18 protein-coding genes are annotated in these 24,650 nt (G+C 70.8%); 13 read left to right on the top strand and 5 right to left on the bottom strand.

The genetic code is table 11. The features are described from left to right. The first annotated feature begins 116 nt into the window (after positions 1-116). From Q2K21_RS31375 to Q2K21_RS31400, 6 genes are all read left to right on the top strand, one after another. Positions 117-1,532 carry an ABC transporter substrate-binding protein gene (locus Q2K21_RS31375; protein ID WP_310777874.1) on the top strand — a complete coding sequence of 472 codons (1,416 nt, stop codon included), beginning with the start codon at positions 117-119 and terminating at the stop codon, positions 1,530-1,532. 7 nt (positions 1,533-1,539) lie between these two features. Next, a complete protein-coding gene (locus Q2K21_RS31380) occupies positions 1,540-2,883 on the top strand; it encodes a carbohydrate ABC transporter permease (RefSeq protein ID WP_310777877.1) in 1,344 nt (447 codons plus the stop codon). An 88-nt stretch (positions 2,884-2,971) separates the two neighbouring features. Next, entirely contained in the window at positions 2,972-3,880 is a 909-nt protein-coding gene (locus Q2K21_RS31385) for a carbohydrate ABC transporter permease (protein WP_310777880.1), read from the top strand. A 165-nt stretch (positions 3,881-4,045) separates the two neighbouring features. Next, positions 4,046-6,298 carry a bifunctional glycosyltransferase/CDP-glycerol:glycerophosphate glycerophosphotransferase gene (locus Q2K21_RS31390; RefSeq protein WP_310777883.1) on the top strand — a complete coding sequence of 751 codons (2,253 nt, stop codon included), beginning with the start codon at positions 4,046-4,048 and terminating at the stop codon, positions 6,296-6,298. Between the two features lie 159 nt (positions 6,299-6,457). Then, positions 6,458-8,650, top strand: coding sequence for a bifunctional glycosyltransferase family 2 protein/CDP-glycerol:glycerophosphate glycerophosphotransferase (locus Q2K21_RS31395; protein WP_310777886.1), 2,193 nt, complete (start codon positions 6,458-6,460; stop codon positions 8,648-8,650). 5 nt (positions 8,651-8,655) lie between these two features. Then, entirely contained in the window at positions 8,656-10,866 is a 2,211-nt protein-coding gene (locus Q2K21_RS31400; protein WP_310777889.1) for a bifunctional glycosyltransferase/CDP-glycerol:glycerophosphate glycerophosphotransferase, read from the top strand. Positions 10,867-11,013: 147 nt separating this feature from the next. Here the strand turns inward: Q2K21_RS31400 and Q2K21_RS31405 are convergent, their stop codons facing one another. Continuing rightward, positions 11,014-11,427, bottom strand: coding sequence for an organic hydroperoxide resistance protein (locus Q2K21_RS31405; protein ID WP_310777892.1), 414 nt, complete (start codon positions 11,425-11,427; stop codon positions 11,014-11,016). A 133-nt stretch (positions 11,428-11,560) separates the two neighbouring features. On the opposite strand from Q2K21_RS31405, the gene Q2K21_RS31410 reads away from it, so the two are divergent. Then, positions 11,561-12,058, top strand: coding sequence for a MarR family winged helix-turn-helix transcriptional regulator (locus tag Q2K21_RS31410; RefSeq protein WP_310777895.1), 498 nt, complete (start codon positions 11,561-11,563; stop codon positions 12,056-12,058). Between the two features lie 13 nt (positions 12,059-12,071). Here the strand turns inward: Q2K21_RS31410 and Q2K21_RS31415 are convergent, their stop codons facing one another. After that, the gene (locus tag Q2K21_RS31415; protein ID WP_310777898.1) at positions 12,072-13,745 is read right to left on the bottom strand and encodes a glycosyltransferase family 39 protein; all 1,674 of its coding nucleotides are present in this window, start codon (positions 13,743-13,745) and stop codon (positions 12,072-12,074) included. A 257-nt stretch (positions 13,746-14,002) separates the two neighbouring features. Here Q2K21_RS31415 and Q2K21_RS31420 point away from each other — a divergent pair, with 257 nt between their 5' ends. Together Q2K21_RS31420 and Q2K21_RS31425 are read left to right on the top strand one after the other, a co-directional pair. Further along, positions 14,003-15,199, top strand: a complete 1,197-nt coding sequence (locus tag Q2K21_RS31420; RefSeq protein WP_310781343.1) for a glycosyltransferase family 87 protein — start codon at positions 14,003-14,005, stop codon at positions 15,197-15,199. 55 nt (positions 15,200-15,254) lie between these two features. After that, the gene (locus Q2K21_RS31425) at positions 15,255-16,850 is read left to right on the top strand and encodes a glycosyltransferase family 2 protein (protein ID WP_310777901.1); all 1,596 of its coding nucleotides are present in this window, start codon (positions 15,255-15,257) and stop codon (positions 16,848-16,850) included. A gap of 30 nt (positions 16,851-16,880) precedes the next feature. Here Q2K21_RS31425 and Q2K21_RS31430 read toward each other — a convergent pair whose 3' ends face one another. After that, positions 16,881-17,816 carry an oxidoreductase gene (locus tag Q2K21_RS31430; protein WP_310777904.1) on the bottom strand — a complete coding sequence of 312 codons (936 nt, stop codon included), beginning with the start codon at positions 17,814-17,816 and terminating at the stop codon, positions 16,881-16,883. 99 nt (positions 17,817-17,915) lie between these two features. Between Q2K21_RS31430 and Q2K21_RS31435 the strand changes: the two genes are divergently transcribed. After that, entirely contained in the window at positions 17,916-18,521 is a 606-nt protein-coding gene (locus Q2K21_RS31435) for a TetR/AcrR family transcriptional regulator (RefSeq protein WP_310777907.1), read from the top strand. Positions 18,522-18,541: 20 nt separating this feature from the next. Beyond that, the gene (locus Q2K21_RS31440) at positions 18,542-19,519 is read left to right on the top strand and encodes an ADP-ribosylglycohydrolase family protein (RefSeq protein WP_310777909.1); all 978 of its coding nucleotides are present in this window, start codon (positions 18,542-18,544) and stop codon (positions 19,517-19,519) included. Between the two features lie 98 nt (positions 19,520-19,617). Here the strand turns inward: Q2K21_RS31440 and Q2K21_RS31445 are convergent, their stop codons facing one another. Continuing rightward, the gene (locus tag Q2K21_RS31445; protein ID WP_310777912.1) at positions 19,618-21,663 is read right to left on the bottom strand and encodes a cell wall-binding repeat-containing protein; all 2,046 of its coding nucleotides are present in this window, start codon (positions 21,661-21,663) and stop codon (positions 19,618-19,620) included. A 273-nt stretch (positions 21,664-21,936) separates the two neighbouring features. Beyond that, positions 21,937-22,563 carry a TetR/AcrR family transcriptional regulator gene (locus Q2K21_RS31450; RefSeq protein ID WP_310777915.1) on the bottom strand — a complete coding sequence of 209 codons (627 nt, stop codon included), beginning with the start codon at positions 22,561-22,563 and terminating at the stop codon, positions 21,937-21,939. Positions 22,564-22,824: 261 nt separating this feature from the next. On the opposite strand from Q2K21_RS31450, the gene Q2K21_RS31455 reads away from it, so the two are divergent. Further along, entirely contained in the window at positions 22,825-23,739 is a 915-nt protein-coding gene (locus tag Q2K21_RS31455) for an ABC transporter permease (protein ID WP_310777918.1), read from the top strand. After that, entirely contained in the window at positions 23,714-24,601 is an 888-nt protein-coding gene (locus Q2K21_RS31460; RefSeq protein ID WP_386276805.1) for an ABC transporter ATP-binding protein, read from the top strand. The genes Q2K21_RS31455 and Q2K21_RS31460 overlap by 26 nt, the downstream gene beginning before the upstream one ends. The last annotated feature ends 49 nt before the right edge of the window (positions 24,602-24,650 follow it).

Here is a 24,650-nt window from a genome sequence, read left to right on the forward strand (position 1 = left end):
TCACGATCGCGTGGTTTACAGTGCAGGCGCTCTTGCCGCCCCGAACGACCCCGCGTAGACCAGAGCGCACGGGACAGCACTCGCACGTTCGACGAGGAACGAAGAACGGGGCAGTGATGCACAGCACTCTTCGTACGCACAACACTCTTCGTACGCACAGCACTCTTCGTACGCATAGGACCCGCCGAGCCGCGCAAGCCGCGGCGGCCGCCGTGATCGTCGGAGCGCTCGCGCTCACCGGTTGCGGGGGCGACAACGACAAGGGCGGCAGTGGCAAGCCGAGCGGCGGTGGCAAGGAGAGCGGCGCCACGGTCACGCTCCCCGAGCTGAACGGTCAGAGCCTGGAGGTCGCCGCCGTCTGGACCGGTGGCGAGCAGGCCAACTTCAAGAAGGTGCTCGCCGAGTTCGAGAAGCGCACCGGCGCCAAGGTCACCTTCGTACCCGCCCAGGACCCGATCATCAACTTCCTCGGTTCGAAGATCGCCGGCGGGCAGCCGCCGGACGTCGCGCTGCTCCCGCAGCCCGGCGCCATCAAGCAGGCCGTCGACAAGAAGTGGGCGAAGCCCATCGGTCCCGAGGCGCAGGCGGAACTCGGCAAGAACTACTCGCAGGGCTGGCAGGACATCGGCAAGGTGGGCGGCAAGCAGTACGGCGTGTACTACAAGGCCGCAAACAAGTCCCTGATCTGGTACAACGCGAAGGTCTTCGAGAACGCCGGGGCACAGGAGCCCAAGACCTGGCAGGAGCTGATGTCCGCCGCGCAGAAGGTCTACGACTCCGGCGTCACCCCGTTCTCCGTCGGCGGCGCCGAGGGCTGGACCCTCACCGACTGGTTCGAGAACGTCTACCTCTCCCAGGCGGGCCCGGACAAGTACGACCAGCTGGCCCAGCACAAGATCAAGTGGACGGACCCGTCCGTGAAGGACGCGCTGACCACGCTCGCCCAGATCTGGGGCAAGAAGGACTACGTCGCGGGCGGCGCGAAGGGCGCGCTGCAGACCGAGTTCACCAAGTCCGTCACCCAGACCTTCACCGGCGGCGACCAGCCGAAGGCCGGCATGGTCTTCGAGGGCGACTTCGTGCAGGTCAACATCGCGGAGACCAAGGCGAAGATCGGCACGGACGCGAAGGTGTTCCCGTTCCCGCGCGTGGGCAGCGAGGCGCCCGTGGTCTCCGGCGGTGACGCGGCCGTCATCCTGAAGGACTCCAAGGCGGCCCAGGCGCTGGTCACCTTCCTCGCCTCGCCGGACGCGGCGACGATCCAGGCGAAGCTGGGCGGCTACCTCTCGCCCAACAAGAAGGTGCCGAACTCGGCGTATCCGAACCCTGTACAGCAGAAGATCGCCAAGTCCCTGATCGCGTCCGGCGACAACTTCCGCTTCGACATGTCCGACCAGGCCCCGCAGGCCTTCGGTGGCACACCGGGCAAGGGCGAGTGGAAGGACCTCCAGGACTTCCTGAAGAACCCGAAGGACGTCGCGGGCACGCAGGCGAAACTGGAGGCGGACGCGGCGAAGGCGTACGGAGGCTGAGCCGACCATGACGTCGGCCACGGCGGCAGGGGTCGGCAAGACCCCTGACCGGCCCCGGACGCGCAAGAGCGTGACCGGCACCCGCAGGACCGTGGCAGCCCTGTTCCTGCTGCCCGCTCTGGTGCTGCTCGGCGCGCTCGTGGTCTACCCGATCGGGTACTCGCTGATCCGCAGCTTCCTCGACCAGCCCGGTGACTCCTTCGCCGGGTTCGACAACTACAAGGCCCTGTTCACGGACGACGGCATCCGCACCGCCCTGAAGAACAACATCATCTGGGTGGTGTTCGCGCCGACCGTCTCGACCGCGCTCGGGCTGGTCTTCGCGGTGCTCACCGAACGGGTGCGCTGGGGCACGGCGTTCAAGCTGGTCGTCTTCATGCCAATGGCGATCTCGATGCTCGCGGCGGGGATCATCTTCCGGCTGGTGTACGACCAGGACCCGGACAAGGGGGTCGCCAACGCGGTGTGGGTGGGCGTCCACGACACGTTCGCCCGGTCGTCGGCGTTCCCGAAGGCGCACCCGGGCCGCCAGTCGCCCCTCAAGCCCGAGCAGGGCGGCTTCATCACCGCCGCACCCGTGCACACGGGTGTGCCGGTCACGCTCCCCCTCGTGGGCGTCGCCCCCGATCAGATGCCGAAGAGCGCGAAGCGGGCCGTCCCTGCGAAGCCGGAGCCGGGGAGGATCACCGGCACGACCTGGCAGGACTTCACGCGCGGCAAGGGCGTGGGAAAGCTCGGCGCGGTCGACCCGTCCGAGCAGGGCTACGCGGGCATGAGGATCGAGGCGGTGAAGGACGGCAAGGTCGTCGCCTCCACCAAGGCCGCCGCCGACGGGACGTTCACGCTCCCGGCGAGCGCGGACGGGGCCCGGCTGCGCCTTCCGGCAAGCAACTTCAGGGAGCCGTACAACGGTGTCGACTGGCTGGGTCCGGCGCTGGTCACCCCCGCGGTCATCGGCGCGTATGTGTGGATGTGGGCCGGTTTCGCGATGGTGCTGATCGCGGCAGGGCTCGCGGGCGTGCCGCGGGAGCTGCTGGAGGCGGCCCGGGTGGACGGGGCGAACGAGTGGCAGGTGTTCCGCAGGGTCACGGTGCCGCTCCTCGCCCCCGTGCTCGCGGTCGTCACCGTCACGCTGATGATCAACGTACTGAAGGTCTTCGACCTGGTCTTCATCATCCCGCCGGGCTCGTCCCAGGACGACGCGAACGTACTGGCCCTGGAGCTGTACCGGAAGGGCTTCTCGGAGGACCAGCCGGGCATCGCGAGCGCGATCGCGGTGTTCCTGCTGCTGCTCGTCATCCCGGTGATGCTGTTCAACATCCGCAGGCTACGGCGGGAGGTCAGGCGGTGAGGTCGCGCGGGGTCCTCGGCTGGGGGTCCGGGGGTCGCCCCCCGGAAAGGCACAGCAACATCCGCAGGCTGCGGCGGGAGGTGCGGCGATGACCACCCAGGCCCGAAGTCTGCCGAAGGCGGCGCCCGTCACGGTCGTCAAGGCGAAGCGGTCCCTCGGGGCGCGGCTCGCGGCCGGTGTCAGCGGCGGTCTGGTCCGTGTCTTCCTGATCGTCGTCGGTCTGTTCTGGCTGGTGCCGACGATCGGGCTGCTGCTGGCCTCCCTGCGTAAACCGGCCGACATGAGCGCCTCCGGCTGGTGGAAGGTGTTCAGTCAGCCCTCGCAGCTGACGTTCGAGAGCTACCAGAAGCTCCTGGAGAACAGCGACATCACGGGCTCCCTGGTGAACACGGTCCTGATCACGGTCCCGGCGACGCTCCTGGTCGTGGTGATCGGCTCCCTCGCGGGCTACGCCTTCGCCTGGATGGAGTTCCCGGGCCGCGACTGGTGGTTCCTGGGCGTGGTCGGCCTGCTGGTCGTCCCCGTGCAGGTGGCGCTGATCCCGATCGCCGAGCTGTTCGGAAAGATCGGCCTGTTCGGCACGGTCTTCGGGGTGATCCTCTTCCACACGGGCTTCGGCCTGCCCTTCGCGGTGTTCCTGCTGCGGAACTTCTTCGCGGAGATCCCCCGGGAGCTGCTGGAGGCGGCCCGGCTCGACGGCGCGGGCGAACTGCGGCTGTTCGCCCGGGTGGTGCTGCCGCTGGGCGGTCCCGCGATCGCGAGTCTCGGCATCTTCCAGTTCCTGTGGGTGTGGAACGACATGCTGGTCGCGCTGGTGTTCAGCAAGTCCGGTACGCAGCCGATCACGGTGGCGCTGCAGACGCAGGTCCGCCAGTTCGGCAACAACATCGACGTGCTGGCCCCGGGCGCGTTCATCTCGATGGTGGTCCCGCTGGCCGTGTTCTTCGCGTTCCAGCGGCAGTTCGTGTCGGGTGTCATGGCGGGCGCCGTCAAGTAGCGCCGTACGCACGGCAGTTCACGGGGTGGACCGGGGTTCGGTCCACCCCTCGCCGTTCACCTGGGATTTCCGGCGGTGTTCCCCCACATGCCGCACACGGCGTAACCAAACCACTCCATCGGCCGTTTCCGGGCAGTATGCCCGTGCCGATCCCATGGATGCCCCTTGCCCAGGTTCAGTGTCATCGTTCCCGCGTACAAGGTTCAGGCGTACCTGGAGGAATGCCTCACATCCGTGCTGGAACAGTCGTACACGGACGTCGAAGTGATCGCGGTCGACGACCGCTCGCCCGACGCCTGTGGCGCGATCATCGACGAGTTCGCCGCCCGTGACGCCCGCGTCCGCCCGCTGCACCTGCCTCAGAACGTGGGACTCGGCAGGGCCCGCAACGCGGGGCTGGAGCAGGCGACCGGCGACTATCTCCTCTTCCTGGACGGCGACGACACCCTGGCCCCGGACGCGCTCCAGGACATCGCCGACCGGCTGAAGGACACCTCCGACCCGGACGTCCTGGTCTTCGACTACGCCCGTACGTACTGGACGGGGAAGACGGTCCGCAACCAGCTCGCCGGCCTGCTCACCGAGCAGGGCCCGGCGCCCTTCCGCCTCGACGACCGCCCCGGCCTGCTCTCGCTGCTGATGGTGGTGTGGAACAAGGCGTACCGCCGGGACTTCGTCGAGCGTGAGGGCTTCGCCTTCCCGCCCGGCTACTACGAGGACACGCCCTGGACGTTCCCGGTACTGCTGACCGCGGACACAATCGCCACCCTGGACCGGGTCTGCGTCCACTACCGCCAGCGCCGCCGGGGCAGCATCCTCGGCTCGACCAGCCGTAAGCACTTCGACATCTTCGACCAGTACGACCGGGTCTTCGCGCACCTCGACGCCCATCCCGGACTGGCCCGCTGGCGGCCGGTGCTGTTCCGCCGCATGGTCGACCATCTGGCCACGGTCTTCGTCCGGCGCGGCCGGCTGCCCCGGGGCAGCCACGCCGAGTTCCTGCGCCGGGCCCGGGCCCACTACCGCCGCCACCGCGTCCCGGGCGCCCCGATCCGCCCGCGCCATCTGCTGATCCGCTTCGGCAGCCATCGCGCCTACCGCCTGCTGTCCCTGACGTCCCGCTTCGCGCGCGGCACGAAGCGCCGGGTCACCAGGGCGAGCCGACGCCTGTCCGGCACCGCGCTCCAGGTGCATTACCGCATCCAGCTGCGCCTTCCCCTGCGCGCCGACCGGGCGGTCTTCACCCGGGACGGGGGCGGATACGGCTGCAACCCGGGTGCCCTGGAGTCCGCGTTCCGCAACCTGGCCCCGCACATCCGCACCGCGTGGATCGCACACCCCGAACACCACCACACGATCCCGGCGGCCACCCGCCGGCTGCGGCCCGGCTCGGCCGCGTACTGGACGGCGCTGGCCCGCTCCAAGTACCTCGTCCACAACGCCGACTTCGCCCCCCGGGTGGTCAAGCGCCGCGGCCAGGTCGTGATCCAGACCCGACAGGGCACCCCGCTCAAGCGCATGGGCCTCGACCTCCAGGACCGTCCGGCCGTCGCCCGAGGCACGGACTTCGAGCGGATGCTGCGCTCGGCCGACACCTGGGACTACGTCGTGTCCGGCAACCGGCACTCCACCGTCGTCTGGGAGCGCGCGTTCCCGTCCACCTTCACGACACTGGAGTACGGGCTTCCCCGCAACGACGCCTTCGTCCGGGCGACCTCGGCGGACGTGGCCCGGCTGCGCCAGTCGCTCGGCATCCCCGAGGGGTCGGTCGCGGTCCTGTACGCGCCGACGTTCCGCGACTACCGCCGCGGCCAGAGCCACGCCCTCGACCTGGAGCACTTCCTGCACCGGCTCGGCCCGCGCTATGTGCTGCTGACCCGCGCGCACCCCTCGTACGGCGAGCCGCTGACCCGGGCCACCGGCGACCGGCTGATCGACGTCACCGGCCATCCGAGCGTCGAGAAGCTGTGCCTGGCCTCCGACGCGCTGGTCACCGACTACTCGTCGCTGATGTTCGACTACGCCAATCTCGACCGGCCGATCGTCGTGTACACGCCCGACCGGGAGGCGTACGAGGCGACCCGCGGCACCTACTTCGACGTGCGCGCCTTCCCGCCGGGCGCGGTCGCGCGCGACGAGGACGAGCTGATCGACATCTTCGCCACCGGCCACTGGTGCGGCTCGCGCTCAGCGCAACTGCGGGCCGCGTTCCGTGAGCGCTTCTGCCCGTACGACGACGGGCGCGCCGCCGAGCGGATCGTGCGCCGGGTCGTGCACGGGGAGAACGCCTGGCTGCCGGCGGTCGTGCCGTCGACCCACCGGCACCCCGTCCCCGCCGCCGCGGCGAGTCTGTCGGCCGGACAGCTCGCCACCGTTCCGGTGCCCGGCCGCCCCGTGCCGGTCATCGAGAGCCTCTGATCTCCCGAGCCCCGGAGTTCCGCGATGCCCCGCAGGCCCACCCCCACCAGACCCCTCACCTGGCGCCCCGCCGGACGGCCGGGGCGCTGACGTTCGTTTCCGCACTCCCACGACGCACAGGCCCCGGGGCACGAACCGGGGCCCGAGAGAAAGAGCAGAATGCCCCGATTCAGCATCATCGTCCCCGCCCTCGGCGTCGCCGGCCGCCTGTCCCAGGCACTGGACTCCGTCCTCGCCCAGTCCTTCGGCGACTTCGAGCTGATCCCGGTCTGCGACGCGCCCGACTCCCCGGCGGGCACGGTCGCCGCCGCCCGTGCCGAGCGGGACCGCCGGGTCGTCCCGCTCACCTCGCCGCCCTCCGGCGGCCCGGGCGTGGCCCGCACCGCGGGGACGGGGGCGGCGACCGGGACGTATCTGCTGTTCCTCGACGGCGACGACGTGCTCGCGCCCGGCGCGCTCGCGGCGATCGACGCGCGGCTGGCGGCGACCGGCGACGTGGACGTCCTCTACTTCGACCACGAGCGGGTCCACTGGTGGGACGCCGAGACGTCCAGTCCCCGGCTGGGCAAGGCGCCCGACGGGGCCTTCGCCCCCGGCCGGGCCCCGGAGCTGACCGGTGTGTCCGTGCCCGTGTGGAGCGCCGCGTACCGCCGCGCGTTCCTCACCGGGCACGAGCTCACCTTCTCCGCGAGCCACTTCACCGACATCGGCTGGGGCGGTCTGGTCACCCTCGCCGCCGAGCGCGTGGCCGTGCTGCGCTCGGTCTGCGTACGGCATCTGGTGCGCCGGCAGGGCAGCCGGCTGCACAGCCCCGGTGAGCACCAGCTCGACCTTCTCGCACAGGCCGAGCTGGTGCTGACCCGGGCCGCCGAACTCGCCCTGCCCGCCGACCGGTTGAAGCCGTTGTTCGCGCAGCTGTTCTCCCTCGTGCTGAGAACCGCCGCGCATCCGGAGCGGCTGCCCGCACGGCTGCGCCGGACCTTCTTCCGGCGGGCAAGCCGCCTCTACCGGCGCCACCGCCCGGTGGGCTTCCGGCCGCCCGCGGGCAGTGTCGGGGTGCAGCACCGGCTGCTCGCGGTCGGTGCCTACAGCGCGTTCCGGGCGCTGCGGGGCATCAACCAGGGCGCGGCCAGGGTGGTGAAGAAGGCGCCGGTGCCGCGCATGGCGCGCACCCGGCTCCGGTACGCGCTGCGGCTACGCCGCCCGCTCGATCCGAACCTGGCCGTGTACTGCGCGTACTGGGGCCGTGGTTATGCCTGCAACCCTGCGGCGATCCACACCAAGGCCCGTGAACTGGCACCGCACATCCGCTCGGTGTTCCTGGTCGAGCCGGACGCGGTGGACAGCGTGCCGCAGGACGTCGAGTACGCGGTGATCGGCAGCCGGAAGTACTGGGACGTGCTCGCCCGCGCCAAGTACCTGGTCAACAACGCCAACTTCGCGGACGGCGTCGTCAAACGCCCCGGCAGTGTGCACCTTCAGACGCAGCACGGCACCCCGCTGAAGAAGATGGGCGTCGACCAGTCGACGTATCCCGTGGTGGCGGCCGCGACGGGCAGTTTCACCAAGCTGCTGGCACGCGTGGACCGCTGGGACTACAACCTCTCCTCCAACCGGCACTCCACCCAGATGTGGGAGCGGGCCTTCCCGGGGTCCTACGAGGCCCTCGAATACGGCTATCCCCGCAACGACGTCTACTACACGGCGACCGCCGCCGACGTCGCCCGTATCCGCCGTGACCTGGGCGTCCCCGAGGGCAAGACGGCCCTTCTGTACGCGCCCACGCATCGCGACTACAGCACCGGCTTCGATGCCCACCTCGGCCTGGAGGAGCTCTGCGAGGCGATCGGCGACGACTTCGTCGTCCTGCTGCGTGCCCACTACTTCTACGACCGGGGTACGGCGAGCGGCAGCGGCCGGATCATCGACGTCACGCGGCACCGCTCCTCCGAGGACGTCTGCCTGGCCGCCGACGCGCTGATCACCGACTACTCGTCGATCATGTTCGACTACGCCAACCTGAACCGGCCGATCGTCGTGTACGCGAACGACTGGGAGGTCTACCGGGAGACCCGGGGCGTCTACTTCGACCTGATGCAGGACCCGCCGGGCCGGGTGGCCCGTACTCCTGAGGAGCTGGCCGCCGTCTTCCGCGACGGCTCCTATGCGGACGACTTCGCCGCCGCCCTGCGCTCCGCCTTCCGCGAGCGCTTCTGCCAGTTCGACGACGGACGCGCCGCCGAACGCGTCGTACGCCGGGTGCTGCTGGGCGAGCCGCCCGAGTCGATCCCGCCCGTGATCCCGCTCGCCGAGCGCATCCCGGCCCCGGCCCACGCCCTCGCAAGGAGCTGACCCCCGTGCCCCGCTTCAGCATCATCGTCCCCGTCTTCAAGGTGCAGGGCTTTCTGCGCGAGTGCCTCGACTCGGTGCTCGGGCAGTCGTACGCCGACTTCGAGGTGATCGCGGTCGACGACCGTTCGCCCGACGGCTGCGGCGCCATCCTCGACGAGTACGCGAAGCTCGACGCGCGGGTGCGGGTGCTGCACCTGCCCGAGAACGTCGGCCTGGGCCGGGCCCGCAACGCCGGAATGCCGCACGCCACCGGCGACTTCCTCTTCTTCCTCGACAGCGACGACACGCTCACCCCCGGCGCGCTGCGCGCGATCGCCGACCGGCTGGAGGAGACCGCCGACCCGGACGTCCTGGTCTTCGACTACGCCCGGACCTACTGGTGGGGCGGCACCCGCCGCAACGCCCTGGCCCAAGTGCTCGCCGAGGCCGGCGACGGCGTCTTCACCGCGGCCGAGAACCCGGAGATCCTCGAACTGCTGATGGTGGTGTGGAACAAGGTCTACCGCCGGGACTTCGTCACCGAGCACGGCTTCGCCTTCCCACCGGGCTACTACGAGGACACCCCCTGGACCTTCCCCACCCTGCTGAGCGCCCGGCGGATCGCGACGCTCGACCGGATCTGCCTGAACTACCGGCAGCGCCGCCAGGGCAACATCCTGTCCACCACCAGCCGCAAGCACTTCGACATCCACGACCAGTACGGTCGGGTCTTCGCGTACGTCGACGCCCACCCGGAGCTGGCCCACTGGCGCCCGTACCTGCACCGCAAGATGGGCGAGCACTGTCTGGACATCCTCGCCAAGCCGGACCGGCTGCCCGCCCGTGACAAGGGCGAGTTCTTCCGCCGCACCGCCGAACTCTTCCGCGCGCACCGCACCGAGGAGCCGGTTCCCGCCGAGCTGCGGATCCTGGAGGGGAGTTATGTCCGCTACCGGGCCCGGCAGCGGGCCGCCGCCGTCAAGAAGGCGCTCGACCTGCGTGCCGAGCAGGCCCGCACGATGGCGGCCGGGCGGGTCGGAAACGGCCTGTCCTGGGTGCACGCACACCGCTCCCTGGACCCGAACCTGGCGGTCTACTCGGCGTTCTCCCACCGTGGCGTCCTCGGTGATCCGGCCGCCGTCCACCGCGCGGCACGCGATCTCGCCCCGCACATCCGGGGCGTGTGGGTGGTGCGCGAGGACCAGGTGGAGCACCTGCCCCCGGGCATCGAGTACGTCACCCCCGACTCCGTGCGCTACCGGCAGATCACCGCGCGGGCCATGTACTTCGTCAACAACGTCAACTGGCCGGGCACCCTGGTCAAACGGCCGGGCAGCGTGCACATCCACACCCATCAGGGCACCCCGCTGAAGTACATGGCGGCCGACCTGCTGGGCAAGCCGGGCGCCCGGTACGGCTTCGACGTGCCGCAGATGCTGCGCCGCGCCGACCGCTGGGACTACAGCCTGGTCGCCAACCGCCACTCCGAACTGGTCTGGGACCGCGCCTACCCGTGCCGCTTCACCTCGGCCCGCACGGGCAGCCCCCGCAACGATGTCCTCGTCAACGCGAAGCCCGACGACGGGGCCGCGTTCCGGTTCCGGCACGGCATCCCCGAGGACCACACGGTCGTGCTGTACGCGCCGACCCGCCGCGACCACGTCCGGGGCGGCCACGTCGACCGTTTCGACCTGGCCCGCTTCGCCGAGGACCTGGGCGAGGGCCACACCCTCGTCGTACGGCTGCACCCCTCGCTCGCGGACGGCCCGGCCCGCGGGATGGGGCTGGCCGAGCTGCACCGGCGGGGCATCGTGGTCGACGCCACCGACGAGCCGCGGGTGGAAGAGGTGATGCTCGCCTCGGACGCCCTGGTCACGGACTACTCGGCCCTCATGTTCGACTACGCCAACCTGGACCGGCCGATCGTCGTGCACGCCGACGACTGGGGCGCGTACACGGCGAGCAGGGGTGCCTACTTCGACATCACGGCCGACGCCCCGGGTCATGTCTCGCGCTCGTACCGGGAGCTGGCGTGGCTGTTCGCCTCCGGGTGCTGGCGGGACGAGGAGTCGGCGCGGCTGCGGGCCGGGTTCCGGGCGCGGTTCTGCGAGTTCGACGACGGGCGGGCGGCGCAGCGGGTGGTGCGGACGCTGATGCTGGGCGAGCCGGACGTCCCGGAGTCGGTCCCGGCACCGGCGGCCGGCGACCGCGACGTCCTGACGACCGGGACGCGCTGACCGGGACACACTGAGCCGAGCGGATCGAGGACGCGCCGATCGGGCGCGGGCGTGCGTACGGCCTCGTACGCCGTCGGACGCGGGGATACGTACGGCCTCGTACGCCGTCAAAGGCGTACGAGGCCGTACGGTCGCGCGAGGCGGGGATTACTCGACGACCAGCTCGACCGGGACGTTGCCGCGGGTCGCGTTGGAGTAGGGGCAGACCTGGTGGGCCTGCTCGACCAGCTTGCGGCCGGTCTCCTCGTCCACGGAGTCCGGCAGCTCGACGCGGAGGGTCACCTTCAGGGCGAAGCCCTCGCCCTGCTTGCCGATGCCGACCTCGGCGGTCACCGCGGCGTCGCTCACGTCCACCTTCGCAGCGCGGCCGACGAGGCCCAGGGCGCTGCCGAAGCAGGCGGCGTAACCGGCGGCGAAGAGCTGCTCCGGGTTGGTGCCCTTGCCGTCGCCGCCCAGCTCCACCGGCAGGGACAGCCCGAGGTCCAGCTTGCCGTCGGAGCTGACGGCACGCCCGTCGCGGCCGTGGGTGGCGGTGGCGACAGCGGTGTAGAGCGCGTCCATGGAGAAACCATCCCTCTCGAAGTCATGTCCGGCGGCCGGCTCTTCCGTCCGTCCGGACCGCCTCACGAAGACAATTAGAGCACACAATTCAGTTGCCCACAACTAAATGGCATGCACGAGCTATCCTGGAGCCATGACGACCACGCCGATCCCCAGCGCAGAGGCCTCTGCGGACGAGGAGTACCTGCGCCTCGAACATCAGATCTGCTTCTCTCTGCACGCCGCCTCCCGCGCCTTCAACGGCGTCTACCGCGTCGTGCTCAAGGACCTCGGCCTCACGTACCCGCAGTACCTGGTGATGCTCGTGCTGTGGGAGCACGGCGAGCTGCCGGTGAAGAGGCTCGGCGAGCATCTGCGGCTGGACTCCGGGACCCTGTCGCCGCTGCTGAAGCGGCTGGAGGCGGCGGGCCTGGTCCGACGGGAGCGCAGCACCCAGGACGAGCGGTCCGTGCACGTCCACCTCACGGACGAGGGCACGGCGCTGAAGCAGCCCGCGCTTCAGGTGCCGCGCCGGATCGCCGCGGCCACGGGCTTCGACCTGGAGGAGATCACCGACCTGCGGGCCCGCCTGGACCGGCTGACGGGGATGCTGGACAGTGCGGCACTGGAGGAGACACCGGGCTGCCTCTAGCCCTCCTGGAGCACTAGGTCCTGCCGCCGGCGGACCGGGACGCGTCGCGTCGTACATAGAGACGAAGGGTGACGCCGCGGATCATGTACTCCTTGCGGGTGACGAACTCCTCGTTGATGACCGCGCGCTTGGCGCGCTCGGTGGGGTTCCAGGGGGTCCAGGAGGGCCGCAGCGCGGACGGGTCGCCGACCACCCAGACGTACGCCAGCCCGCCGAGCCGCCGCCGCAGCTCCGCGGGGCCGGCCTCCCGTCCGTACAGCGTCCCGTCCACGGCGGCGGGCACGTCCAGCGCCACGTCCCGGACCCCCCGGAACCCCGCCGGATAGGCCAGCGCCGACCGCCGCTCCAGCGACGGCAGGAACAGCACGGGATCCCCGGGCCGCACCTCCCGGCCGGCGGCAGCGGCCACGGCGGCGAGATCATCGGGCCGGTTGACGGCACGCCGATCGGCCCGCAGCAGCGGAAACTGCACGAGCAGCACACCGCAGACGGCGAGCACACCGGCCAGCGCGACGCCCCGCCGCCACGGCCAGGAGGGCCGCCGGACGACGGCGCGAGCCTCGACCACAGGAACCCGCGACCGCTGCCGAAGGGCAACTCCACCGCCAGTGGGCCCGGGCCCACCCGGCGCGGCCGGCAGAGGGTCACCGGTGGCCGTGCCGTCGGTGCGCGGGCAGTCGTTCCCCCATGCGGAACGACTGCCCGCATACCGACCACCCGGCCACAGCCGCCATACGGCCCGGGCCACCCGCTCCGCCCCCGCCGCCGCCAGCAAGGGCGCCCCGGCCAGCGAATACAGCACATACCGGTCGTCGTACAACGGCGAGACCTGCGACACCCCCATCAACACCGCCGGCGGCAGCACCATCAACGGCAACGCCACCCCCGCCAGGGAAACCCCCGGCTTCGGTTCCGGCAGCCGCACAGCCAGCGCCATCAGCACCAAGTACGGCACCAGAACCACCCGCGCGGGCCCCGCGAACTCCCCCACCAGCCGTTCCACACTCCGCCCGTCCGGTGCCGTCAGCCACGCCACCTGCGCCGCCTGGCCCCGCGACACCAGCACCAGCGGCAGCAGCACCACGAGGGCGGCCCCGACCGCGCACAGCCACCGCAGCCACGCCTTCCCCGGCACCCGTGCGAGCGCCAGCGTGCAGGCGTGCGCCAGGAGCACCAGCACCGCGAACTCGTGCAGCACACAGGTGACGGCGACGACCACTCCGTAGGGCCACCACGTCCCGCCCCGCACCGCCCGCACGAGCAGCAGCGTCGCGCCCGCGACCCCGGCCGCGACCAGCGCGTACGAGCGGCCCTCCTGCGCGTAGTGGCCGACCATCGGCGTGACCGCGTACAGCAGCCCCGCCCACAGCCCCACCCGCGGCCGGCCCAGCCGCGTGCCCAGCGCGGCGACCAGGCCCGCCGTCAGGGCGGCCCCGCACACCGAGGGCAGCCGCAGCAGCACCTCGCCCGGATGGACGGCAAGGACCATGTGCATCAGCAGGTAGTACAGGCCGTGCACCGCGTCCACGGTGCCCAGCAGATGCCAGATCTGCGGCGTGGAGCGGCGCGCGACCTGGAAGGTGACCGCCTCGTCGCGCCACATGCCGTCGCGGTCCAGCCCCCACAACCCGAGCGCGAACATGACGACCACGGGAACAAGGACGGCCATGCGGTCCGTACGCCTCATCGGTAACCGACTCATGCGTGCATTCAACATGCGCTGAATTTGTACTATTAACCAACCTTTGCAGGTTATTGACGGCGTATCTGCGCACATGCGGCGTCCACGCGGCTTACCATCCCGGCTTGATGAGTGCCTTGAAGAGTGTCACGGACCCCCCTGCGACCGCGTCCTCACCCGCTTCGTCCTCCCCTTCGAAGAGGGTCCGAGCGGCCCGTCGGTTGCTTCTCCTCGCGGCCGGCTGGCTCGCCACCCGTGCTCTGATGCTGTGGCTGCTCGTTCACGACGAGTACGGCCTGCTCGGCCGGGGCGGCGTCGCACGTGAGGTATGGAAGCTGTACTTCCACTGGTACGGCTTCCTCAGACACGGCTCGTTCCCGTCCGGCGACCACCTGTGGCAGTACCCGCCGGGCGCGGGCCCGGTGCTGCTCTCGCCCGCACTGCTGCCAGGGTTGACGTACTTTCAGGCGTTCGTGGCCCTCACGCTGTTCACGGATGCCGCGATCACGTCAGTCCTCGCGCGCGTGGGCACGCGTCCGGGCCGTTCACTGCGCGGCGCGGCACTGTGGACGGCGGGCCTGCCGCTGCTGCTGCACATCCCGCTCGCCCGCTACGACGTACAGGTCACCGCCTTCGCGGTCATGTCCTTGTTGACGTTGCCGCGCTCCACGCGCGCGTGCGGCGTGTTCGCGGCGCTCGGCGCGCTGGTGAAGGTGTGGCCGGCGCTGGCGCTCATCGGCACCCCGCGCGGCCGCAGCACCCGCGAGGCGTGGACGGCGGCCGCGGTCACCGCGGTCACACTGCTCGCCCTGCTCGCGGCCCTGTTCCGCGACCCGTTCGACTTCCTGCGCCAGCAGGGCGGCCGGGGCGTGCAGATCGAGTCACTGGGCGGCACGGTCCTGATGTTCGCGCGCCGGGCCGGCTGGCCGGGGCGCACGCGCTACCAGTACGGGGCCGTGGAGTTCGTGGGCCCGCAGGTGCACACGGTCGCCGTCTGCTCGCTCGCGCTGACCGCGACGGCCTTCGCGCTGCTGGTGCTGTGGCGGGTGCGGGCCCGCCACTGGACGCCGGCGACCCCGTACGACGCGGCGCTCACGGCCGTCCTGCTGTTCACCGTGACGAGCCGGGTGATCAGCCCTCAGTACATGGTGTGGCTGGTCGGGCTCGCCGCCGTCTGTCTGACCGCACAGCGCACCACCCAGCGTCCGGTGGCCCCGCTGGTCCTGGCGGCGACCGCGGTGAGCGCCGTGGAGTATCCCGCCTGCTACGGGGAGGTCATCCACAGCACCTGGGCGGGCTGTGTGCTCATGCTCGTACGCAATGGCCTGCTGGCCTCCGCGGCGGTGCTGTCCTTCGTCCGCCTGTGCCGTTCCGGACGCCCCGCCCCCGAACGGCCGGAAACAGACGCTCCGTCGCGCAACCCGGACCGAATTCCTGCACTCTTCCACACAGGAGGTTGACCGCCTCTTAACAGATGATTACCAGACTTCCCTACGCTCCCGGCTCGTGGATTCCATGCACCCTGACGATGCACAGGTCAGCGTCGTCGTCATCGGCTACGACGACGCCACTCATGTGACGACGGCGGTGCGCTCCGCCCTGGCGCAGGGCGGCGTCGTCCGCGAGGTCATCGCGGTCGACGACTGCTCGACGGACGGCAGCGCCGCCCTGCTGGACGCCCTCGCGGCCGAGGACCCGCGCGTGAAGGTGGTACGCAGAACCGTCAACAGCGGTGGCTGCGGCACCCCGCGCAACGACGGGATCGACGCGGCGACCGCCCCGTACCTGATGTTCCTGGACAGCGACGACGTGCTGCCGCCCGGCGCGGTCGACGCGCTGCTCATGGCGGCCGTCGCGCACGGCACCCCGCTCGCCGCGGGCCTGTGCGTGCGCCGCGAGCTGCCGTCGGGCCGCGAGACCCCCTGGCAGCCGGAGCTTTACGAGCGGGCCGCGGTGGTCTCCCATCCCTCCCGGCGCCCCGGCCTGGTGCACGACACGCTGTGCGTCAACAAGCTCTACCGCACCGACTTCCTGCGCGAGCACGGCATCCGCTTCCCCGAAGGCCGCTTCCCCTACGAGGACTTCGTGTTCACCGCGCGCGTGCTGGCCGCCGGGCCGAGCATCGCCGTCGTCCCCGAGACGGTCTACGTCTGGCACGTGCGCCGCTCCGCCCAGCGCCTGTCCATCTCCCTGGACCGCGCCGACATCGACAACTGGAAGGCCCGCATCAAGGCGAACCGGCAGGCGTACGAGATCCTGCTGAGCGCCGGTGAGAAGCCGCTCGCACAGGCGGCGCGCGGCACCTTCCTGGACCGCGGACTGCGCATGTACGCACGGGAGCTCCCGCTGCGCGACGCCGAGTACCGCGCCGAGTGGTGGAAGCTCACGCGCGCGTACCTGTCGGACTTCGACCCGTCCGACCTCGCGCAGGCGTCCGTCGCGGGCCGGGTCGTCGCGCAGCTGGTGCTCGCCACCGAAGAGCCCCGGGACCTGCCCCGGCTCAAGGAGCTGGCGGCCCATCCGGCGCGGCTGACCCCGCCGTACGCGAGCGCGGCGGACGGCACACCCGTCTGGTCGGCGGACCTGCCGCAGGTCCAGCTGGAGCACCTGCTGCACCGTCCCATGCGGCACCTGCCGGTCGCCGTCGACGCGGAACTGCGTCCACGCGCGCGTGCGACCCGGCTGCGGCTGCGCCTGCACGAGCTGTACGGGCGGGTGGAGAACGCGCGTCCGGCCCGGGTGGACGTGGAGTTCGTGCTCCGGGAGGACAGCGCGCGGGTGGGTCTCGCGCACACGGCCGCACTCAGGCGGGACGCGGGCGCCGACGGCTGGACGGCCGAGCTGCCCGTGGAGCTCGGGACGCTCGGCGCCGGCACCTGGGACCTGCGGCTGACGCTCCGCTTCGACGACGGCACGAGCCGCACGACCTCGGCCCACGCCCTCACCGGCCCCGGCCTCCTGCGCCGCCGCGCGGTGCCCAGCCCGAGGCACGGCGTGCTGCTGGTGCAGCCGTACTCGACGCACTCCGGGGGCCTGGCGCTCAGAGTGGCGCCGGGGGTGCGCGGAGCGGCGTCGGTGCTGGGCCGCCGACTCCGTCGCCTGGTCCGCTGAGCTTGACCGCATCACGCCACGGGCGGGCCGTCAGGCGTCCGTCGTCCGTGACGCCTCCGCAAGTCGCGGGAAAGTGACACCCGTCAGTTCCTCGGAGGCCGTCCACAGGCGCCGGGCCGACTCGGGGTCGCTGGCCGCGCGGGAGCGGCCGACCAGGGTGGGCGCGCCGCGCATCTCACCGAGACCGTCGGGCCCGACGTAGCTCGCGCCGGGCAGGTCCTGGGTCGCGGCGTACAGGGTCGGCAGCGCGCCCGCCTTGTCGTCCTGGGCCAGGACGCGGTTGCCGACCCGCATCGCGACCCGGCGTACGACGCTGGCGTCATGGCCCTGGAGGTTGGTCGCGGCCCAGCCCGGGTGCGCGGCGAGGGCCCTCACCCGCGAGCCCGCCTCGGTCAGGCGGCGCTGGAGGTCCAGCGTGAACAGCAGGTTGGCGAGCTTGGACTGGCCGTACGCCACCATCGGCGCGTACTCACCGGTCAGGTTCAGGTTGTCGAAGTGGATGTGCATCCCGGCCGGGAAGCGGTGTGCGCCCGAGGCGACCGTGACCACGCGGTCCGTGATGTGCGGCAGCAGCAGGTTCGTCAGGGCGAAGTGCCCCAGGTGGTTGGTGCCGAACTGCATCTCGAAGCCGTCCTTGGTACTGGCCTCGGGGATGTTCATGACGCCGGCGTTGTTGACCAGCAGATCCAGGTCGCCCTGCCAGCCGGCGGCGAACTCCCGCACGGAGGCGAGGTCGGCCAGGTCGAGCCGGCGCACCTCGACGCTTCCCTTCGCGCCGCGGACGGTCGCGGCGGCCGCCTCGCCGCGCCGCACGTCCCGTACCGCGAGCACCACGTGGGCGCCCGCGCGGGCCAGTGCGTCGGCGGTGACGAGTCCGATGCCGCTGTTGGCGCCGGTGACGACGGCGGTGCGGCCGGACTGATCGGTGATGTCGGTTGTATTCCATTTGCGCTGTGTCTTGGGCATGCGCTCAATGTAGGCGGCGCCAACAATGCTGTCAATGACAACAATGGTGGCGCCGTCAACAATGTAGGCGCCGGTCACATCCTCGATACACTGACGCCCATGCACACGCGTCGTCGTTACCACCACGGAGACCTCCGCTCCGCGCTGCTCACCCGTGCGGAGGAGACGCTCCGGGAGAAGGGGCCGGCCGCGCTGTCCCTCCGGGAACTCGCCCGCGACCTGGGCGTCAGCCACGCCGCGCCGAGCCGCCACTTCAAGGACAAGCAGGCACTGCTGGACGCCCTGGCACTGACCGGCTTCGACCGGCTCGACGAGGCGTTCGCGACGCGCCTGGAGGAGGCGGGCGACTCCTTCCCCGAGCGGCTCGCCGCGGCGGCACGCGCCTACGTGGACTTCGGCACCGCGAACTCCGAACTGCTCGACCTCATGTACTCGATCAAGCACACACCGGAAGCGTCCGAGGACCTGCTCGCCGCGTCCCAGCGGTGGACCGACCGGACGGTGGGTCTGATCGCCGAGGGCCAGCGCCGCGGAGAGGTGCGCGAGGGCCCCCTGGAGCGCGTGGGCGTCGGGGTCTTCTCCACGCTGCACGGCTACGCGACCCTCGCGGCGAGCGGGTCCCTGCCGTCCGAGGTACGGGAACAGGGCCTGGACGAACTGGTGGCGTACATGCTGCGGGGCTGCGCGCCGGCGAAGGCGGACTGAGCCGCCCGAGCGCTGCCCCGGTGACCGACTCCCCCAGCCCCGCCTTCTTTCACCGCGCCGTCGCCACTGTCCTCGGCTCGGCCGTCGGCGACGCGCTGGGCGCGCCCTTCGAGTTCGGCCCCGAAGGCGCGCTCTCGGCGCGCTTCCCCGCGCCGGGACACGGCGGCGAGATGTGCGGGGGCGGCGGCTGGGATCCGGGTGAGGCGACCGACGACACGCAGATGGCGGTGCTCGTCGGGGAGTCGCTGCTGGAGTGCGGCGCTCTCGAACTCCCGGACGTGTTCGACCGGTTCCGGCGCTGGGCGGCGGCCGACCCCAAGGACATCGGGCTCCAGACGGAAGCCGTCCTCACCGGCGGCGATCCCTGGGACCTGGCCGCGGCACTGCACTTCCAGGTGAACGGGCGGGCCGCGGGCAATGGCGCGTTGATGCGCGCCGCGACCTCCGCGGTCCACTTCGCGCCCCACGGCCGGGACGCCACCATGAACGCCGCCCGCCGGATCGCCGCGCTCACTCACGGGGACCGTGCGGCCTGGGAGGGCACGGCGATCTTCCACGAGCTGATCCGCGTGGCGCTCACCGGCGAGGACCCGCTCGCCGCGCTGCCGCGAACGCTCGCCGTTGTCCACCCTGACCACCGCGCCCGCTTCGCGACCCTTCTGGCCCCCGACTGGCATCCGGACCGGGCCACCGAGTTCAACGGTGCCGTCTGGCCCTGTCTCGGCTCGGCGGTCTGGGCGCTGCGGACGACGACCTCGTACGAGGAGGCCGTACGCGCCGCGGTCGATCTCGGCGGGGACACGGACATGGTGGCGGCGGTGACCGGCGGCCTGGCCGGAGCGGTGTACGGCCCGGACGCCATCCCGGACCGCTGGACAGAGCCGTTGCACGTCCCCCTGCCGGGCTTCGGCGACCGCGTCCTGCGCGCACCCGAACTCATCGAACTGGCACGGAGCTTGTACTCACGCGGGGCCGACTCAGTCCCGGATTCGACCTGATTCATGGGGCTCGGCGACCACCCCGGCAGGGTGCTCCCCGAGTCCCGGGGAAGGCCGCGGGGGCGCCCGTGATGTGGCAGGCGCCCCCGCTCAGCCGCCTACTGCCCGTGGACCGTCCTGAGCGAGTCCAGGTGCGGGTCGGCGCCCACCGGGCCCGACCGGGCCACCGTCGCGGCATTGCCACCGTTCGTGCGCAGCGCGAAGGTGCTCATCCGTGCACTCGTGGGCGTCACGCCGTTGTAGTACGGGCGGTACTCGTACTGGCCCGCGCCCGCACTGATAGAGGCGCCCGCCGTGTTCAGCGTGCCCGCGGCGAGCGAGCCCGTGCCGCCGAAGCCGGCCGCGAACTGGACACTCGCCGACTCCTTCGTCAAGTAGCTCTTGACCGGGGCGGAAAGGCTGGAGCCCGAGGTCCACAGCACGGGGGCGAAGACGTTCATCGCCGCGCCCGCGGACAGTCCGTCGCGCCAGCTGCCGCTGCCGGCGAGGGCGACCTGGCTGGGCACGCCCCACCAGAACTTGGCGATGGCCACCGAGGTGCCCTCGTTGGTGCTCGATGTGATCGGGTAGTACGAGTACGTCGAGGGCCACCTGGAGAAGGACGTGTGGGTCAGCGCGTACTTCGCCGAGGCATCGACCGTGATGATCATGGTCTTCTTCGGGTTGAGGCTGTTGAGGTACGCCTTCACCGAAGAGGTCAGCTTCTTGCCGTTGGTCAGGACCACGCTGCCCGCGCTGCTCGTGCCGTCCGCGCCGGCCGCCGCGGCCGCGGGGAGGGCCGAGTGGTAGTCGGTGCCGGTGGCCAGGAACACGTACTTCGGGGTGCTGGTGACGGACTTGGCCACCGCGACCGAGGTCGCCCAGCGGTCGGTGCCCGCCAGCCGCTTCGGGGTGAACCCGAGTGCCCTGACCTGCGAGGCAACGGAGTCACTCAGGACCGATTTACCGCCGACGAGGTAGACGTACGCCCCTCGCTTCAGCACCCGCTTCAGCTCGCTCTTCACCGCAGAGGACAGCCCAGTCCGCTGCGTCATCAGCACCGGCCCGCCCTTCTTGCCGGCCAGCGCCGGCGCGGTGAGCGAGTACACGGAGTTGTCACGGTTGATGAGCACCGCGGCCTTGGCGTTCATCAGGCCCGGTACGTTCGGACCGCCGACGGTGTTCCAGGTCCAACGGGACGAAGCGACGTTGGTGGCGTAGGAATCGGAGCCCCAGACCCGGCCGGTGCCGTTCTTACGCAGTGGCTGCCAGCTCGGGTTGGCGCCCTGCGGGGTGCCGGGAACCGTGGTCAGCTCGCCGGTGGCCAGGTCGACGTACGCGGTGGTGTGCACGTCGTTGCTCCAGCCCGTGGTGTGCGCGTCGAAGACGATGCGCTTGCCCGTGGGCGACCAGGACGGGTTGACGTGGTAATCGGGGCCGCTCGTGCGTTGCTGGACGGCGGTGCCGTCGGCGTTCGCCGTGAAGACCTGCTGCTTGCCGTCGGCGTCCTTGCGGACGAAGGCCAGCTTGGTGCCGTCCGGCGAGTAGGCGGGCTGCTCGGCGTTGGTCAGGACGCGCTTGACCGTCTTCTTGGCCGGGTCGTAGACGTGGACGCCGTCGTTGTCGTAGCAGCCGTAGTTCTTGCGGCGCGTGAAGGCGAGCAGGCCCTGCGGGCTGACGGTCGGGTCGTTGTCGCAGACAGTGGACGGCTCCAGGGCGGCCGACAGCAGCGGGCGGGGCGCCCACGAGCCGTCGGAGGGGCCGTAGGCGAGCTGGCCGCCGGTGGAGAAGACGACGTAGCGGCCGCCCCACCAGAAAGCCAGGTCCTCATAGGAGGCGCTGGAGCGCACGCCCTGCGCCCAGGGCAGGGTGATCTGCGAGGCCCCGTTGGGCCGGATGCTGGAGATCTGGCTCCAAGCGGTGATGAGCCGACTGCCGTCCGGCGCCCAGGCGGCGTAGTCGCCCGACTGATGGGGCACCTGGGTCTTGGTTCCGGTGGCCGGGTCGACCAGCACCGGTCCGTCGGTGAGGATTCTGCCCTCGGTGCCCGGCCAGGGTCCGGCGTCATCGGCGACGGCGCCGGGCGCGACGGCCAGGGTGCCCACCGCGGCGAGCGCCGCCGCGGTCGCGAGCGCCGCGGCACGGCGGCGCGTGAACAGTCTCAAGTTGTCGACCCCCCACGGATCGGATGACATGGCATCGAATGACATGACACCGGAAGAAATGGCATCGGAAGAAATGGGCCGCGCATGGGCCGGGTCGGCGTTCGTCCCCCAGCCGACTCACAGGCACGTCACAGCGGCTGAGTCACTGTAATGCGCGCTGCGGGTCGAAGGGAACTGACTTACGAGGAAAGGAAGTTCGACGAAAGAAGGGACGATCGGCCCGGCCGGCGAAGAAGGGTGCCGCCGCCCGAAGAAGGCCGGGCGGAGGTGCGGTCACAACGCCTTGAGCGCCCCCGCCGTGGCGCGGGCCAACCCGCCCAGGTACCCCTTCGGCAGCTTCGGGCTCCGTACCACCACCGCCCGCCAGTACAGCGGGCCCGAGATCAGGTCGAGGGCCAGGTCCACGTCGATGCCCTCGCGGATCTCACCACGAGCGACGGCCGCCGCCACGATGCCGCTGGCCACGCTCTGCTGACCCTCGCGCAACGCCTTCTGCATGGCCTCCGCGATGTCGGGGTTGCGGGCCGCCTCCGCCTGGAGGTCCGGGATGATCTGGCCGGCCACCGGGTGACGCAGGGCGCGGGATGTCACCTCGTACAGGAGCCTCAGGTCCGTCTCCAGGGATCCCGTGTCGGGGGCCGGCAGGCCCTGTACCGCGACCGCCGAGACCAGGTCGAGGACCAGGTGCAGTTTGGAGCGCCACCGGCGGTACACCGCGGTCTTGCCGACGCCCGCCCGGCGCGCGATGCCCTCTATGGACATCCGGGCGTAGCCGACGGCCGCGAGTTCCTCGAAGACCGCTGCGCGAATGGCCTCGGTCACGTCCTCACGGAGCACGGCCGCACCCGCGGGCGCCCTGCGCCGCCGCTTCACCTGGGCAGTGTCGGCGTTCGTCGTCATGCGGACCAGCATAGGGGCGTGACGACGAAACGGTTGCGTTCCGACGTCAGATCGGCTTAGGCTCACGTTGCGACGATACGGTCCCGTCCCGACGTAAAGCGCAGTACTCGAAACCCCCAAGAGCAGTTCAAGACCCCTAGAACAGAGCAAGACCCCGGCAAGAAACGTGAGAAATGTCGGGATGTGGCACCAAAGGGGTCCTCGCGACGGAAGACTGCGGACCGGTTCGCGCACCCGACCCCCCGAGCGAAAGCAGCGGATGTGAGCCAGGCTCTCCACACACCGCCCCCCACGGCCACCGCGCCTGCCGAGTCCCCGGCGGAGCTCGCCGCCCGGTACGGCCTCTCGGTCAGCGGTGCCCGCCCCTCCCTGCCCGAATACGTCCGCCAGCTGTGGGAGCGCCGCCACTTCATCGCGGCCTTCGCCACCGCCAAGCTCACCGCGCAGTACAGCCAGGCGAAGCTCGGCCAGATCTGGCAGGTCATGAACCCGCTGCTGAACGCGGCGGTCTACTACTTCATCTTCGGCGTGCTGCTCGGCACCAAGCAGGGCGTGCCCGACTACATCCCGTTCCTGGTCACGGGCGTGTTCGTCTGGACGTTCACCCAAAGCTCGATCATGTCGGGCACCCGTGCGATCTCCGGCAACCTGGGGCTCGTGCGCGCCCTGCACTTCCCGCGGGCCGCGCTGCCGATCTCCTTCTGCCTCCAGCAGCTCCAGCAGCTGCTGTTCTCGATGGCCGCCCTGGTCCTCATCCTGTTCTGCGTCGGCGTGCCGGTCTCCGCCTCCTGGCTGCTGGCGATCCCGGCCCTGGTCCTGCAGTTCACGTTCAACGCCGGCCTCTCGATGATCATGGCCCGGATGGGCGCCAAGACGCCGGACATCGCGCAGCTGATGCCGTTCGTCCTGCGCACCTGGATGTACGTCTCGGGCGTCATGTGGAGCATCGACAAACTGGCCAAGAGCTCGCACATGTCGCACTCGGTGAAGGTCGTGCTCCAGGTCAATCCGGGCGCCGTCTACATCGACCTCATGCGCTTCGCGCTGATCGACAGCTTCCACGCGAGCCAGCTGCCTCCGCATGTGTGGGCGGCTGCGACGGGCTGGGCCCTGCTCGTCGGCGTCGGCGGCTTCATCTACTTCTGGAAGGCTGAGGAGAGGTACGGCCGTGGCTGAGCTTCTGAACGACGAACTGAACGGCGAGCCGAGCAGCACGCCGAACGGGGAGCGGATCCCCACCGTCATCTGCGACGGCGTCGACATCGTCTACCGCGTCAACGGCACCGGCGCCGGCCGCGGCTCCGCCACCGCCGCGCTCAACCGCATCCTGCGCCGCAGGCAGGCGGAGAAGGCGGCGGGCGTGCGCCGGGTGCACGCTGTCAAGAACGTCTCGTTCACCGCGTACAAGGGCGAGGCCATCGGCCTGATCGGTACGAACGGGTCCGGCAAGTCGACGCTGCTCAAGGCCGTCGCCGGACTGCTGCCCGTCGAGAACGGCAGGATCTACACCGACGGCCAGCCCTCCCTCCTCGGCGTGAACGCGGCCCTGATGAGCGACCTGACCGGCGAGCGCAACGTCTACCTCGGCGGTCTCGCCATGGGCATGCCCCGCGAGCAGATCAAGGAGCGCTACCAGGACATCGTCGATTTCTCGGGCATCAACGAGAAGGGCGACTTCATCACGCTCCCCATGCGGACGTACTCCTCCGGCATGGCCGCCCGCCTGCGTTTCTCGATCGCCGCCGCCAAGGACCACGACGTGCTCCTCATCGACGAGGCCCTCGCCACCGGTGACCGCTCCTTCCAGCAGCGGTCCGAGGAACGCATCCGCGAACTGCGCAAGCACGCGGGAACCGTCTTCCTGGTCAGCCACAACAACAAGTCGATCCGCGACACCTGCGACCGGGCGCTGTGGCTGGAGCGCGGCGTGCTGCGCATGGACGGTCCGACCGAGGAAGTCCTCGCGGAGTACGAGGCGTTCACGGGTGGCGACAAACCCAAGAAAGCAACCACACGCAAGCCGTCGAAGACGCAATAAAAGCTGTCGAAGACGCAGTAAAAGGAACCCGACGCAGCAAAAAATCCTC

The organism is Streptomyces sp. CGMCC 4.7035, assembly GCF_031583065.1.
GTDB lineage: Bacteria > Actinomycetota > Actinomycetes > Streptomycetales > Streptomycetaceae > Streptomyces > Streptomyces yaanensis.

What these genes read in the sequence shown, in the direction of transcription:
- Q2K21_RS31380 (WP_310777877.1), top strand. Translation starts at nt 1,540, where the DNA reads ATGACGTCGGCCACGGCGGCAGGGGTCGGCAAGACCCCTGACCGGCCC.
- Q2K21_RS31425 (WP_310777901.1), top strand. Translation starts at nt 15,255, where the DNA reads ATGCACCCTGACGATGCACAGGTCAGCGTCGTCGTCATCGGCTACGAC.
- Q2K21_RS31395 (WP_310777886.1), top strand. Translation starts at nt 6,458, where the DNA reads ATGCCCCGATTCAGCATCATCGTCCCCGCCCTCGGCGTCGCCGGCCGC.
- Q2K21_RS31415 (WP_310777898.1), bottom strand. Translation starts at nt 13,745, where the DNA reads ATGAGGCGTACGGACCGCATGGCCGTCCTTGTTCCCGTGGTCGTCATG.
- Q2K21_RS31420 (WP_310781343.1), top strand. Translation starts at nt 14,003, where the DNA reads ATGCTGTGGCTGCTCGTTCACGACGAGTACGGCCTGCTCGGCCGGGGC.
- Q2K21_RS31405 (WP_310777892.1), bottom strand. Translation starts at nt 11,427, where the DNA reads ATGGACGCGCTCTACACCGCTGTCGCCACCGCCACCCACGGCCGCGAC.
- Q2K21_RS31385 (WP_310777880.1), top strand. Translation starts at nt 2,972, where the DNA reads ATGACCACCCAGGCCCGAAGTCTGCCGAAGGCGGCGCCCGTCACGGTC.
- Q2K21_RS31375 (WP_310777874.1), top strand. Translation starts at nt 117, where the DNA reads ATGCACAGCACTCTTCGTACGCACAACACTCTTCGTACGCACAGCACT.
- Q2K21_RS31410 (WP_310777895.1), top strand. Translation starts at nt 11,561, where the DNA reads ATGACGACCACGCCGATCCCCAGCGCAGAGGCCTCTGCGGACGAGGAG.
- Q2K21_RS31430 (WP_310777904.1), bottom strand. Translation starts at nt 17,816, where the DNA reads ATGCCCAAGACACAGCGCAAATGGAATACAACCGACATCACCGATCAG.
- Q2K21_RS31435 (WP_310777907.1), top strand. Translation starts at nt 17,916, where the DNA reads ATGCACACGCGTCGTCGTTACCACCACGGAGACCTCCGCTCCGCGCTG.
- Q2K21_RS31450 (WP_310777915.1), bottom strand. Translation starts at nt 22,563, where the DNA reads ATGACGACGAACGCCGACACTGCCCAGGTGAAGCGGCGGCGCAGGGCG.